Origin of the sequence: Enterococcus nangangensis (assembly GCF_005405245.1) — a bacterium.
GTDB lineage: Bacteria > Bacillota > Bacilli > Lactobacillales > Enterococcaceae > Enterococcus_J > Enterococcus_J nangangensis.
Window position 1 is genome coordinate 48252 of record NZ_BJDR01000005.1, and the last position, 13411, is coordinate 61662.

Here is a 13411-nt window from a genome sequence, read left to right on the forward strand (position 1 = left end):
CTCTTCTAAAATTCTTCAACGATAATGTTGTGGTTAGTAAAAATACAAATATCTGCGGCGATGTTTAACGCCCCTTCGGCAATTTCTTTAGCCGTTAAGTCAGGACTGCCGTATTTCATCATGCCCCGCGCAGCCGCTAAAGCATAGTTACCACCAGAGCCAATGGCTAAGACGCCATCGTCTGGGGTGATTACTTCACCCGTCCCGGAAACTAAGAGCATTTCTTCTTTATTCATGACAATCAGCATGGCTTCTAGTTTCTGCATTGCTTGTTGAGTGCGCCATTCTTTGGCTAATTCCACTGCGGCCCGCGTTAAGTTGCCATTATATTCATTGAGCTTGGCTTCAAATTTTTCTTCTAAAGTAAAGGCATCGGCAACACCGCCGGCAAAACCCACAATGACTTCATCATTGTAAATCCGCCGTACTTTGCGGGCCGTTCCTTTCATGACGACTTGTTCCCCCATCGTCACTTGGCCGTCACCAGCCATGGCTAGTTTGCCATCTTTTTTTACGCCACAAATCGTGGTGGAGTGAAATAAACTTTTTGACATCTGTTAAACCTCCTTAAATGTTAAGAACGAGGAAAAAATTGATCATAATTTTGTTGCAAGCGATCCGTAGTTACGTGGGTATAAATTTGCGTAGAAGATAAATTTACGTGGCCTAAAAGTTCTTGAACCGTCCGCATATCCGCCCCGTTATTCAGTAAATGCGTCGCAAAAGTATGACGCAACATATGGGGGTGAATAGAACTGGTTAATGAACTTTTTTTTACCATTTGCGTAAAAACATAACGAATGCCCCGCGGGGTAATGGGTTCTCCTAGCCGATTCACAAAAACAAAGGCGTGTTCTTGGTGATATTTTTCCATTAATGGGGTGCGGGCTTTTTGAAAATAGACTTGTAAGGCATCTTGAGCAAAACTTCCTAAAGGCACGTAGCGCTCCTTATTGCCCTTTCCGTGTAATAAGACGACGCCCATTTGTAAATCGATATCCAGCAGTTGCATCTGGCATGCTTCACTGACCCGTAAGCCAGTGGCATAAAAAACTTCCAGTAAAGCTTGATTGCGATAATCTAACGGCTGGGTACCTGTTAAGGAATCGAACAAAATTTGCAGCTCTTCTTCATAAAAAAATTGCGGCAAACGCTTGGATCCTTTGCGCAAATGAATATAGGAAAAAGGATTTTCCGTCAAGACTTCATTTTTTAATAAAAATTGGTAGAAAGAACGTAGCGAAGAAATTTTACGGCTAACCGTATTGCGGGCGTAGTGGTGATCATAAAGCGCTCCGAGATAGCTTCTAACATCAATGGGTTCTACGTTTAAGTAGCTCCCTCCACCATTTGCCGCTAAAAAGTTTAAATAGTCTTTTAAATCCTCTTGATATGCTGTGACGGTGCGCAAGGAATAACCTCGTTGCGTCAACAAATACTCTTTAAAAAGTACCGGCCAATCCATCTAGCCACCTCCTCAACAAGATAACTTTAGCACATTATAGCCTGACGTGACAATGGAATTGTCAGAATTTAGTTAACAATTCTCATTTTTTAGGGATTCTTTTAAAATCTTCACGAAATCACCAAAATTAGCCCAGAAAAAAAGCTATGAAGACTCGTTTGGTAATCAAACAATTTCTTCATAACTTTACTATTTGTCGTGCTTAAAAGGTTGCTTTTATCGCCGCTAAATCATTTAAGGCGCGCTCAGCTAAAGTTTGATAACGGATTTTTTTATCGCGAATCCGCTCTGGTAATTCCGTTAAAATACCAAAGTTGGCATTCATGGGTTGGAAGTGTTTGCTATCGGCGTGGGTAATGTAATATGCCATGGAACCAATGACGGTGGTTGCCGGAAAGACAACGGGCTCTGTTCCTTGGGCTAAGCGTGCTGCGTTTAAGCCGGCCACTAAACCAGAAGCGGCACTTTCCACGTAACCTTCCACCCCAGTCATTTGGCCGGCAAAAAATAAATCTGGCCGTTTTTTTGTTTGGTAGGTTGGCGTTAATAAATTAGGGGCATCCATAAAGGAGTTGCGGTGCATTACGCCGAAACGCACGAACTCCGCGTTTTCTAGACCGGGAATTAAACGGAAAACCCGTTTTTGTTCCCCCCATTTTAAATGCGTTTGAAAGCCCACCATGTTGTAAAGACTGGCAGCCGCGTTATCTTGACGTAACTGCAAGACTGCATAAGGACGTTTGTCCGTCTTAGGATCTTCTAAGCCCACTGGTTTTAAAGGACCAAACAGCATGGTTTTAATGCCGCGTTTAGCCATAACTTCAATGGGCATACAGCCTTCAAAATATTTTTCTTTTTCAAAGGAGTTTAATGGTGCTGTTTCCGCCTGAATTAAAGCTTCATAGAAAACTTCAAACTCCTCTTTCGTCATGGGACAGTTCAGATAAGCGGCTTCGCCTTTATCATAGCGGGACTTTAAATACACTTTATCCATATCAATAGAACTTTTTTCGATAATCGGTGCGGCCGCATCGTAAAAATAAAAACCTTTAGAATCGTTAAAAGCTTGAATCTCTGCCGCTAATTTTTCAGAAGTTAACGGACCACTGGCGATAACGGTGATACCTTCCGGTAAAGACGTCACTTCTTCTTCGTGGACGGTTACTAGGGGATGATTGCGTAATTTTTCCGTGATGGTTGCTGAAAAAGTATCCCGGTCCACCGCTAAAGCGCCCCCGGCAGGAACGGCCGTGGCATCGGCTGACGCAATTATTAAAGAATCTAATTGGCGCATTTCTTCTTTTAAAACCCCTACTGCGTTGGCTAAGCCATTGGCACGTAAAGAGTTGGAACAGACCAACTCGGCAAAATTCGTCGTGCTGTGAGCTGGTGTCATTTGCACGCTGCGCATTTCATATAAATCTACGGGAATTCCTTGGCGCACAATTTGCCAAGCGGCTTCGCTACCGGCAAGCCCTGCGCCAATTACATTAACTTTAGTCATTTATTTACCTCGTTTATTTTTGCACTTTTTCTTCGTAGTCGCCATTGACACAGACCACTTGTTTGCCGCCTTTAACTTTTTTCTCCACCAGTTCGCCTTGGCAAACGGGACAATTGCGGCCGGTTGGTTTATCCCAAGAGGTATAATCACAGTCGGGATAGCGGGAGCAACCGTAGAAAATCCGATTTTTCTTGGATTTCCGTTCAATCACTTGCCCTTCGTGACAATGGGGACAAGTGACGCCGATTTCTTTGACGATGGCTTTCGTGTTGCGACAGTCAGGAAAATTCGAACAAGCGTAAAATTTCCCGAAGCGTCCCAGTTTAATGACCATTGGCGAGCCACATAGCTCACAGTCAAAGCCCGCGGGCTCATCTTTAATTTGAATTTTTTCAATTTTTTCTTCGGCATCGGTTAATTCTTTTTCAAAAGGTTGATAGAAGCGGTCGATAACTTTCTTCCATTCCTCTAATCCTTCCTCCACCCGGTCCAAGTCATTTTCCATATCCGCGGTAAACTTAATGTCAATGATTTGTGGGAAGAACTCCACAATGAGTTTATTGACGATTTCCCCTAGTTCACTAGGTTCAAAACGTTTATTGGCGAGTTTCACGTAATAGCGCCGTTGAATGGTATCTAAAGTTGGCGCATAGGTAGAAGGTCGGCCCACCCCGTTTTCTTCTAAGGTTTTAATTAACGTCGCTTCAGAAAAACGCGCGGGTGGTTGGGTGAAGTGTTGGTTTTGTTCCACGTCAACGGCTTTCACCACTTCACCGACTACTAATTCTGGTAAATTTTTATCTTGGTCTTTGGTAGTTTCGGGATAAACTTTTAAGTAACCAGGGAATTTAATGACGGAACCGTTAGCGATAAAAGTTACGGTGTTTTGAGCTAACGTTGCTTTCACCGTATCCATCACCGCTGGCGTCATTTGGCTAGCAACAAAACGATTCCAAATTAAAGTGTAAAGTTTTAACTGATCTTTATCTAAAACTTTACTGAGTTTTTCTGGCGTGTGGAAGACACTAGAAGGACGAATCGCTTCGTGGGCGTCTTGGGCGCCTTTTTGATTTTTCACAGCTTGCCGGCGATGAGAAGAAAATTCTTCGCCGTAAGTATCGTGAATGAAATTGCCCGCTTCGGCTTTAGCCGTATCGGCAATCCGCGTGGAATCGGTCCGCATATAAGTAATTAACCCTACCGTGCCCTCTTTCCCAATATGAATTCCTTCATAAAGTTGTTGGGCTACCATCATGGTTTTCCGTGTTCTAAAGTTAATGCGGTTCGCTGCTTCTTGTTGCAAGGAGGAAGTGGTAAAAGGGAGTGGCGCATTTTTTTTCCGCTCTTTTTTCTCGACTTTTGTCACATCGTAATCCGCACTCTTTAATAAGCTCATAACTTTTTTCACGTCTTCAGCGTTATTCAGCTTTTCTTTTTTGCCATTAATGCCATAAAAAGCGGCTTTAAATTTCTTCGTTCCTTTTTTGAAATTCCCATCAATCGACCAATACTCTTCAGGAATAAAATCGCGAATTTCTTGTTCCCGATCAATAATCAATTTTAAAGCAATCGATTGGACGCGACCAGCGCTCAAGCCTTTTTTTACTTTCTTCCACAGAATCGGACTAATGGAATAGCCCACAATGCGGTCTAAGACCCGGCGTGCCTGTTGCGCATCCACTAGATCTAAATTAATAGAGCGGGGATTTTTAAAGGCGGCTTTTACCGCATCTTTAGTGATTTCGTTAAAAACCACCCGATTTTTATCTTGTAAATCTAAACCTAGTAAGTAAGCTAAATGCCAAGCAATGGCTTCCCCTTCTCTATCCGGGTCACTTGCTAGATAAACTTTTTCGGCCTTTTTAGCCTGTGCTTTTAAATTTTTAATGACATCGCCTTTGCCGCGAATGGAAATGTAATGGGGTTCAAAGTTATTGTCAAAATCCACCCCCATCTTGCTTTTTGGTAAGTCCCGGACGTGTCCGACTGAGGCCACCACTTTATAATTTCTGCCGAGATATTTTTCAATGGTTTTTGCTTTGGCAGGGGATTCTACAATTACTAAATATTTAAATGCCACGGCGATTCTCCTTTCCCGTTGACTAACTAACAAATCGGGTATAATCATATGCTAGATAGAATTGTTTTGTCAAGAAAGGATGGCTTTTTCTTAAAAAAACTTGAGTTCTCCTTCAATATCTTGGCTATTTTGAACACATTTGGCGCCTTGTTGAATTAACCAGTGGCAACCAGCAAAATTTCCTTCCATAATATTTCCTGGTAAAGCAAAAACTTCGCGATTATTTTCCAACGCTAATTGCGCCGTAATTAACGAACCGCTTCGTTCTTTAGCCGCCACCACCAAAGTCCCACAGCTAAGACCGGCGATAATCCGATTGCGCAACGGAAAATGATGGCGCTTAGGACCCAGTTGGGGTAAATACTCACTTAAAAGTAAACCTTTCTCACCAATTTGTTTTTGCAGCTGCGCGTTTTCAGCCGGATAAAAAATATCTAAGCCGGTTCCTAAACAAGCGATAGTGGCTCCACCGCCAGTTAAGGCTGTTTCGTGCGCCAAAGCATCAATACCGCGAGCTAGACCCGAGACAATCACCCACTCTTTAACTAAAGGGCCAATTAAACGTCGCAAAATGGCACGACTGTTGGCAACAGGACTACGCGTACCCACCACACTCAACGCTTTTTCTTGCAACAAAGACAAGTTCCCTTGGTAAAACAATAGGCAAGGAAAACGATAACTTTCTATTAAATAGGGCGAGTACGCTTCATCAAGAAACGTCACATGGGGTAATTCTTGCAAATATTTAATTTTTTCTGGCGTCTGCAAAAGTGCGCTATAGGCGGTGATAAATTTTTCCTGGCGCTTAACTGGTAAGAGTTGTGCTAACTCATAAGGCGTAATATCTGCGGCTTCGGCGTCAGTGAGTTGCTGTAACAAAGCGGCCATAGTGATGTTGCCGACACCTGGTGTGAGATACAATTGATAAAGTAATGTTTTACGACTCATAAAAAAACCTCCTTTAGCAAAAAGTACGCAAAGGAGGACAAAATTTTTTATAAATATTCTTTCACTGGCGCAAAAGTTTTCCGGTGAATCGGGGTAATTCCTTCAGCAGCGAGTCCGGCTAAATGTTCAGCCGTCCCGTAACCAGCGTTGTGGGCAAAACCATAGCCGGGATAAAGCTTGTCGTAGTCGGCCATTAAATGATCCCGGGTAACTTTAGCGATAATCGAGGCAGCGGCAATGGAAACCGAGCGCGCGTCCCCTTTAATCAAACTCGTTTGCGGCAGGGGTAAATCTAACTTCATGGCATCTAACAATAAATAATCAGCCGGAATTGCTAATTTTTCCACCGCTTCCATCATGGCCAGTTTCGTAGCTTGGTAAATATTAACGCGATCAATAACGTCTTGATCTTGAATGCCGATGCCAATCGCCAGGGCTTCTGCTTGAATTTTGGTAAAGAGCTCTTCTCTTTTCTTTAAGGAAAGCTGTTTAGAGTCGTTGACTTCTAACAAGTCACAATCCACTGGTAAAATCACCGCCGCTGCCACCACGGGACCCGCTAAAGGGCCACGCCCCACTTCATCAATACCGGCGATAGCTTGATACCCATGTTGCCGTAAATCCCGCTCAAAGGAAAGCCGAGCAAGAAAAGCTGCTTTTTTTGCCGCCAATTTTTCTTGTTGCTTCGTAAAACTTTTCAGGGCTTGTTGCACACCTTTGCGTTCGTCTTGTGCTAGTTGTGCTAAGGTTTCTGGCGAGACAGTAGGCGCTTGTAAAAGTTGTTTGACCTGGGTAATCGTTAAACTCATACTAGATCCTCCACGTGATCAAAAGTCAAGGCACCTAATTTTCCGTTACGCAATTCATTTAACAATAGCTCAGCGCCTCGTAAATAATCGTCTTTAAAACCTCTTTTAGCGGTAATGAATAGTAATTGTTCTACGCTAGGTAACTGTAACTCTGTTGCCGTAAAACCGTAACGTTCCACTAGCGCTTGCGGGTAAAAAGCCGTCAAAAATTCTAAAGTATAAAGCGCTAAGTCATCTAAGTGTAGCAATTGATCTTTAATCGCCCCGGTGACTGCTAATTTTTTTGCGACTTCCGCATCTTCAAATTTCGGCCACAAAATTCCTGGAGTGTCCAGAAGTTCTAGTTGATTGCCAACTTTTAACCATTGTTGGCCTTTCGTGACTCCTGGTTTATTGCCAGTTTGGGCAATTTTTTTTCCCACTAAACGATTTAATAAAGTGGATTTCCCGACATTAGGAATACCAATCACCATGGCACGAATGGCCCGTGGTTTAATCCCGCGTTTGGCGTCACGTTCACGCTTAGCCTTTAAGGCGTCTTCGGCAGCGGCTAAGATTTTTTTCTTAGCGCTATCGGTTTTGGCGTTTAGAGCTACAGCCGTAATGCCTTGAGCTTGATAATAATTCAACCACTTTTGCGTCTCTTTGCTATCGGCTAAATCCGCCTTATTTAAAATCATCACTTGGGGTTTATTTTGAATAATTTGTTTAAGTAAAGGATTGCGGGAAGAAAAGGGTAACCGCGCATCGACTAGTTCAAAAACAATATCAATAAATTTCAATTTTTCGCTGACTTCGCGTTTGGCCTTATTCATGTGGCCTGGGAACCATTGGATCAAAAAAATCACTTCCTTTTCAGATTTCCTTAGTATTGTAGCACATTTTCGTTAAAGACGTTGGAGAACTAAAAAACTCTCCCCAAAATATTGAGAAGAGTCGCGTTTGTCTTAATTCGTATTAGTAAGCAAAGTCGTCAGGATAGGAAGTATTTGCTTCAAGCTTCTCTGTCCAAATTCTCTTTTGTGGTTTAAGGATTGGACCATCCCAGTAAAGATAAGGATCAATGTCCTCTCTTTGGCCTGCATCCATAATAATGTGCATATCATCAAAAAACATGGAGCCATCATCCAAGCGGCTTAAGTTAGGCAAAGTAGTAGTGGTGGGCAACTCCAGTTGCTCTTTCAATGCGTTTTGAATATCTAACAACGCATTAATCCCTGGAATTTGATAATAGGTTTCGTTACGCCAGTAATATTGACCTTGTAATTGATACGTTTTGTAATTATCCATTACAGAAGAATATCCTTCAGCAATATTCAGCATATCATCCCAAGTCAAATCTGTTGTAACATTTTTTTCAATCGCTTTAAAAATCTTTTCGTAATTACTAATCGTGCCTAAGCTTAAAACTTTATTAACAATTAATTGAATAACTTCACGTTGACGTCTTTGCCGGCCTACATCCCCCTCAGGATCACCCATCCCAGTTTCGGAGTCGTAATCACGGTAACGAGCATATGCTAGTCCCTGTTTGCCATCAAGATGTTGCTTCCCAGGATAAAGTTCTACCCCATCTAGTTCAAAATGATACTTATTATCTACGTCAATACCACCAACCGCATCAATTAAATCCTCTAAGCCTTGCATATTAATGGAAATATAATGATCTGCGGGAACGTCTAGCAATTCTTCAATCGTTTCAATCGCCATGGTAGCCCCGGCATCTTTACCTCCAGCAGCGGCGCCAAAAGCATAAGCTGCATTCAATTTCGAGTAATACGCAGAGCCATCATCATGGGTTTTACCAACAATTTTAATATCTAAGTCGCGGTCCAGACTAACCATTGTCGTTTGTTTCTTCTGGGGGTTAATAGTGACATACATCATGGAATCACTACGCCCTTGATAGCTAGAGGACATTCGATTTTCTTCAGGATCATCTTCCCGTCCTTGCCCCACCATCGTTCCTTCATCAATTCCTAAAAGAACAAAAGAAATAGGATCGCTAGCGGCAGTACTCACCTTACGTGTCTCGCGATTGAGATTTGTGGAGATGTTATCGACAGTGTCTTTGGCGTCATCAGCAACTTTTAATGCGTAGACACACACTACTCCCACGGCAATAGCAATCACGGCTAAAATACCGATAATAAATTTTTGGAATGTTTTCATGCATTTCCCACCTAATTGTCAAAATATTTGTCAGTTAACTTATTGAAAAGTTTAGCGGACTTTTATAAATAAGCAATCACTGGCGCCTACCTTAAAACTTTTTTAAAAAGATTATCCGTCTTTTTCATAGTCACATGGCGACAGTCTTCAATTATTTTTACTCTAGTTCACTGGAAAAAGCAACAAATTTAAGGAAGAGAGCGTATTTTTTACACGTTTGTAACAGAATTGTGAAAAAACTTTAGAATTTCTTTTGAAACTTTTTTTACTGTTGAAAATATTTTTTTCATAAAAGGTCCTTTTCCTTGATTGACAATTGGCGTTTCCCCGTGTAGCGTGAGGTTGACAGATTGGAGTCGATAAAGATGGAAACACAACTAATACTTTTACGTGGCAACTCCGGTAGTGGGAAAACGACGATTGCCCAATTGTTACGAGCTAAGCTTCCGGCTGAAAGCACGCTACTTTTGTCGCAAGACACGTTACGTCGCGAAATGTTGGAAGTTAAAGATTACGTAGACAATCCCACCAGTGCGTTGCTGTGGGATTTATTATGCTTTGGCGATGGCCGCTTTTCCACCATTATTGTGGAAGGGATCTTTAAAAAAGAAGTTTACGAAAAAATTCTAGCACAAATTGCCCAACACTTTGCCGGGCGTTATCACGCCTATTACTTTCAATTGACTTTAGCTGAAACCTTTCAACGCCACCAAACGCGCAGTCAAAAATCAGAATTTGGCCTTGAAGAGTTAACCCGTTGGTATCAAGCTGAAGATACCTTAGATTTTTTAGCCGAAACCCTCCTTCTACCCCAACAAACACCACAAGCTATTGTGGCGCAGATTCTAGCGGACTTAAATTAAAAATAATCCAGCTCCAATTTTGTCGTGGAACACACGAAAAGTTGTAGCTGGTTTGTTTTTATGTGGATTGCACAGTTAATCAAATTTGTAGTAAACCCTATGGTATAGCCATGAGAACGATAGAGTATGTTTCCACTCTTGAGATAGTCAAGGATCGACTTATAGATGCGATAAATAATGAAGATGGAACTATTACAAAAATTTATAAAGTTATTTACTCTATTGATGGGCCTAAAGGATAGTATGATAGACGAATCTAACCTATAAAAAGTTAGATTCGTCTTTTTTTCCATATCAGAACATAACTTTATCAGAAAGAGTCCAACACAGTAACTTAAGATCAACGCTAACCCGCCCACGCTACTAAAAAAAGATAGCTCATGATTAGTTAACGTGCCAAAAAGATCAAGTTTAAAATCAGCTGTACCGTGGAGTTTAGTAAATGTTTCCACCTTTTCCCCTAACAGGGGAACGTTGGACTGATTGGTGTAGAAGTTTTCCACAAAAAGATAGGTGCTAGGCAGAAATTTGGCGATACTAGGATGCTCAAAAATTAGCTGAGATTGACTAAAAAATAAAACGAAGAGCGTAAAAAATAAAGAAAACAATAGACTTTTAGTTAACCGTACAACAATTTCCCCTAAACTGATAAACAAAATTAAAAACAAGCACAGCCATAAAACATAATTTAGAACTAAACCTTGTGCATGATAAAGGCCAAGCGTATGCAAAGGAAAAGATTTTAAAGGATAATCCCATCGTCCCAGTCCATTGCGCCACCAATAGGCTAGAAAAATGATAAGCATAGGAAGTATACAGATTGTTAAACTCCCTGAGAATAAGCCTGTATATTTTTGTAAAACCAAAACTGGCTTATTGGTTGGAAGCAAATTTTGTAAATCATCTGTTTTTTTCTTTTTGCCAAGAATGAGTTGGTAACTGATAAATAATCCGGCGAATGGTAACAACAACAATAAAGTCAATTGATTGTCAATCATGCGTAATAGTTGATTCACCGCTGGCGGATACAAATTGTTAATAAAAATTTCAGGAATTTTATTCTCTGCCAAATATCGGTAGTAGCTGCCAATATTTTTTTTCTGATCTAAGCTGTTGCCGATTGGCCTTTCTGTTCCTGTTCCACTGGCTAACTGTAATTGAAGAACATCAGCATACGCCTTACTAATCGCCACTGAATCATTATTTGTATAAGCTGTTTGCAATTGTTGGATGATTGGCTTCTTTTTTAGAAGATAAGCATAACTATCTTGCAAATTTAAAAGAAATTTTTGATTAGATACTAGTAATTTATTTTCTACTTCGATTTTTGGATTTAATTGGGTGATTTCTTCTTCAGTTTTAGCGATATTAGCTGGTGTGGATTTTAAACTTGAGAAACAGTTTTGAGCTTCTATATACATGTGATACATAAACGCCGGAATAGAGGTATATTGGTATTCCGTCGTGCCAGTTGCGTTAATCGGTCGATTTGGTGCAATACCTGTCCATGATAGTTTCAATAGTATCCCGGTCAAAAGCACGACCATCAACCAGAGAATTTTGGATTTAAAAACTTGTTTCAACTCAAACTGGAAACTCTTCATTCGTGCTCCTCCCTCGTAAAAATTTGTGGCACACTTCTTAGCCAAAATTTTTCCTAAGAAGTATTGAATGAAATTTAAATGCGTTGTCGTTTGTGAGCAATGAAGATGCTAGCTGCACACAATAGGACGCCCCAAAGTCCTAAGACATAGATACCGCGTGTCACGGAAATATCCACCACGCGACCGGTTTGCGGTAAAATAATATCTAAAAAATTGAAATAACTGGTGGGGATAAACGTCATGACCGTCGTGCTAGCGTTACTAGTAGCCCCTAGCATCACCATACAAACTAAAATGATTAAACTCACCAAAATATTTGTGGTAAACAATTGGACGACACAGCTGACACCAATTAAAAAAATCAAAATTCCTAAAATAAGTAGTCCGTATTTTAAAAGAAAGCTCCCAATCGTCATCACTGCGGCACTCTGTCCGTCTAGCGTATAAGTCAAAGGATATTGGCTAGAACCAACACCAGAAGTCACCGTAGAAAATAAAAAACTTAAGCCGAAACTTAGCGCCAGACTCACGACCGTCACGAGTAAAAAGACAATTTGCTTATTGAACATCACCAGACCTTTACTGGTGGGAAAAAGGTTCACCATGTCTATGGCCCCTTTGCGCTTGTCATCAATCAAGTAGTAGCCCACATTTAACCCTAAGACCATCAGGACCCACAGCACTGGCGTGTAATCTTCTAAGGTAATGACCGCTTGGTTAAAGGCCGGGATGGTGCTATTTTTTTCGTAAACCGACTCAATATTTTCCGCTAAAAGATATTCCTTTTCAGCAATCGCTTTTTTAAATTGTAGTTGTTCGTAGCCCACCACGCGGCGCCCGTTGACTAATTCTTGTAAAAAGAATTGATCAAAAGCTAAAGTAGCTTTGGTAAAGGCTACTTTTTCTTCGGGATGAAAATAGTAAATCGAACTGATGGGTTGCACAAGCTCTTGTTCATGCTTTAGATCTTCAACACTGGGATTAACCGGTGACGTTGCCGGCTTTGCCAATTCCCAACTCTGGAGTTGTTTACCGGCGATGCCATTCAAATCTAAATAAACCTGCGCCGCTCCTGCTTTATCCTTTTCTGGCTTGCGCAAGCTTGTTTGAATACTGGGCCAGATAAACATTAATAAAAAAATACTGAAGAATAAAAGATAGGTCTTTGATTTTAGAAAAGTGCGCACTTCAAATTTAAAGTTCTGTTTCAAAAAAATCATCCTCTCCGGCGGTAAAGAGAGCCCGATATTTTTCATTCAAGTCAATCTCTGCGGTGGAGTAAATGACAATTTTACCGTCTTTTAAAAACATGACCCGATCCGACATTTCCGTAACATTCCCCAGTTGGTGGGAAGACATAATGATACTGCGCCCTTGTTCCCGCAATTTAGAAAAAATTTTCGTGAAAAGCTTGATACTCGTGGGATCCAAGCCGTTCAAAGGTTCATCAAAGAGTAAGAGCTTTGCTTCGGAAATCAAGTACATCCCAAGTAAAACGTGTTGCTTCATTCCTAAAGACATTTTGCCGACTTTTTTCTTTTCATAGTTTTCCATTTTTAATAGCTTAATGACTTTGTCCACTGCCATAGGAGAGTGCCACATGTCCTTCACGTATTGAAAGTGTTCTTTGGCACTTAAATTTTCATAGAGCCGTTGGGAATCTTCCAAGAAAAATAAATTTTCGAGAAATTTTTTGCGGTTCTTGTAAGCGTCTGCGCCTAAAAGAGTCACGCTTCCCTTCTTAGGGGTAAAAGTCCGGTGATGTTGCGCAATAACGTACTTTTCCCCGTGCCATTAGGTGCTACTAACCCGACAATTTCTCCTTTCTCAATCGTAATGAGACATCGTCTAAAATTTGTTTCTTATGATAGTTAAAAGATAAGTTTTCAACTGTTAACATTCCCGCCACTCCTCTAATTTTTTTCTCATAGTATAAACTAATTTTGCTGATAATCATAGGTTTCGT

General features: G+C 41.0%; 11 protein-coding genes and 1 pseudogene. 1 reads left to right on the forward strand and 11 read right to left on the reverse strand.

Annotation, left to right across the window (positions count from 1 at the left end; all coding sequences use genetic code 11):
• Window positions 1-5 precede the first annotated feature (5 nt).
• The 8 genes from hslV to FFM57_RS03085 form a co-directional block, all read right to left on the reverse strand.
• Complete coding sequence (hslV, locus tag FFM57_RS03050; RefSeq protein ID WP_137599044.1) at window positions 6-554, reverse strand: ATP-dependent protease subunit HslV; 549 nt, start codon at window positions 552-554, stop codon at window positions 6-8.
• Window positions 555-574: 20 nt separating this feature from the next.
• Complete coding sequence (gene xerC, locus FFM57_RS03055; RefSeq protein ID WP_137599045.1) at window positions 575-1465, reverse strand: tyrosine recombinase XerC; 891 nt, start codon at window positions 1463-1465, stop codon at window positions 575-577.
• Window positions 1466-1667: 202 nt separating this feature from the next.
• Window positions 1668-2969: a methylenetetrahydrofolate--tRNA-(uracil(54)-C(5))-methyltransferase (FADH(2)-oxidizing) TrmFO gene (trmFO, locus tag FFM57_RS03060; RefSeq protein ID WP_137599046.1), complete on the reverse strand. Its 1302-nt coding sequence runs from the start codon at window positions 2967-2969 to the stop codon at window positions 1668-1670.
• Between the two features lie 13 nt (window positions 2970-2982).
• Complete coding sequence (gene topA, locus FFM57_RS03065; RefSeq protein WP_137599047.1) at window positions 2983-5049, reverse strand: type I DNA topoisomerase; 2067 nt, start codon at window positions 5047-5049, stop codon at window positions 2983-2985.
• A 90-nt stretch (window positions 5050-5139) separates the two neighbouring features.
• On the reverse strand, window positions 5140-5997 hold the full coding sequence (gene dprA, locus FFM57_RS03070) for a DNA-processing protein DprA (protein ID WP_137599048.1): 858 nt from the start codon (window positions 5995-5997) through the stop codon (window positions 5140-5142).
• Window positions 5998-6044: 47 nt separating this feature from the next.
• A complete protein-coding gene (rnhB, locus tag FFM57_RS03075; RefSeq protein ID WP_137599049.1) occupies window positions 6045-6806 on the reverse strand; it encodes a ribonuclease HII in 762 nt (253 codons plus the stop codon).
• Window positions 6803-7645: a ribosome biogenesis GTPase YlqF gene (ylqF, locus tag FFM57_RS03080; RefSeq protein WP_281275722.1), complete on the reverse strand. Its 843-nt coding sequence runs from the start codon at window positions 7643-7645 to the stop codon at window positions 6803-6805. Before ylqF ends, rnhB begins: the two co-directional genes overlap by 4 nt.
• A 118-nt stretch (window positions 7646-7763) precedes the next feature.
• Complete coding sequence (locus FFM57_RS03085; protein ID WP_137599051.1) at window positions 7764-8978, reverse strand: LCP family glycopolymer transferase; 1215 nt, start codon at window positions 8976-8978, stop codon at window positions 7764-7766.
• 365 nt (window positions 8979-9343) lie between these two features.
• On the opposite strand from FFM57_RS03085, the gene FFM57_RS03090 reads away from it, so the two are divergent.
• Window positions 9344-9841 carry an AAA family ATPase gene (locus FFM57_RS03090; protein WP_137599052.1) on the forward strand — a complete coding sequence of 166 codons (498 nt, stop codon included), beginning with the start codon at window positions 9344-9346 and terminating at the stop codon, window positions 9839-9841.
• Here FFM57_RS03090 and FFM57_RS03095 read toward each other — a convergent pair.
• From FFM57_RS03095 to FFM57_RS03105, 3 genes and pseudogenes are all read right to left on the reverse strand, one after another.
• Complete coding sequence (locus FFM57_RS03095; RefSeq protein ID WP_137599053.1) at window positions 9838-11445, reverse strand: hypothetical protein; 1608 nt, start codon at window positions 11443-11445, stop codon at window positions 9838-9840. The genes FFM57_RS03090 and FFM57_RS03095 overlap by 4 nt on opposite strands.
• A gap of 74 nt (window positions 11446-11519) precedes the next feature.
• A complete protein-coding gene (locus tag FFM57_RS03100) occupies window positions 11520-12656 on the reverse strand; it encodes a hypothetical protein (RefSeq protein ID WP_137599054.1) in 1137 nt (378 codons plus the stop codon).
• Window positions 12640-13283, reverse strand: a pseudogene (locus tag FFM57_RS03105) (ABC transporter ATP-binding protein). Before FFM57_RS03105 ends, FFM57_RS03100 begins: the two are co-directional and overlap by 17 nt.
• Window positions 13284-13411: the final 128 nt, after the last annotated feature.

Bases quoted from the DNA above. Each gene is read 5' to 3' on its own strand.
- hslV (WP_137599044.1), bottom strand. From the start codon at position 554: ATGTCAAAAAGTTTATTTCACTCCACCACGATTTGTGGCGTAAAAAAA.
- xerC (WP_137599045.1), bottom strand. From the start codon at position 1,465: ATGGATTGGCCGGTACTTTTTAAAGAGTATTTGTTGACGCAACGAGGT.
- trmFO (WP_137599046.1), bottom strand. From the start codon at position 2,969: ATGACTAAAGTTAATGTAATTGGCGCAGGGCTTGCCGGTAGCGAAGCC.
- dprA (WP_137599048.1), bottom strand. From the start codon at position 5,997: ATGAGTCGTAAAACATTACTTTATCAATTGTATCTCACACCAGGTGTC.
- rnhB (WP_137599049.1), bottom strand. From the start codon at position 6,806: ATGAGTTTAACGATTACCCAGGTCAAACAACTTTTACAAGCGCCTACT.
- FFM57_RS03085 (WP_137599051.1), bottom strand. From the start codon at position 8,978: ATGAAAACATTCCAAAAATTTATTATCGGTATTTTAGCCGTGATTGCT.
- FFM57_RS03090 (WP_137599052.1), top strand. From the start codon at position 9,344: ATGGAAACACAACTAATACTTTTACGTGGCAACTCCGGTAGTGGGAAA.
- FFM57_RS03095 (WP_137599053.1), bottom strand. From the start codon at position 11,445: ATGAAGAGTTTCCAGTTTGAGTTGAAACAAGTTTTTAAATCCAAAATT.